The following is a 309-nucleotide window of genomic DNA, read 5'->3' as shown; positions in this document are numbered from 1 at the left end:
ATGGCGATCGTCGGCGCCTTGATCCCGCTGTTCTTCGGTGTCGCCACCATGAACATCTACACCCAGGTGGGCCTGTTGACGCTGGTCGGACTGATCACCAAGCACGGCATCCTGATGGTGGAGTTCGCCAACGAGCTGCAGCTCAACGAGGGGCTCGACCGTCGCTCGGCGATCGAGATGTCGGCCCGGATTCGTCTGCGTCCGATCCTGATGACGACGGCGGCGATGGTCACCGGCTTGCTGCCGTTGCTCACCGCCTCGGGCGCCGGCGCGGCCAGCCGGTTCTCGATCGGGCTCGTCGTCGTCACC

At 65.7% G+C, this 309-nt stretch carries 1 protein-coding gene; it reads left to right on the top strand.

All coding sequences use genetic code 11. From position 1 onward, the window contains the following. A partial coding sequence (locus R5H29_RS16180; protein WP_332329461.1) for an efflux RND transporter permease subunit occupies positions 1–309 on the top strand: 309 nt, incomplete at both ends.

This window comes from Stenotrophomonas sp. A3_2, assembly GCF_036624925.1.
GTDB classification, from domain to species: Bacteria; Pseudomonadota; Gammaproteobacteria; order Xanthomonadales; family Xanthomonadaceae; genus Stenotrophomonas; species Stenotrophomonas hibiscicola.
Note: the sequence above shows the minus strand (reverse complement) of the source record. Positions and strands in the feature narration are given on the sequence as shown.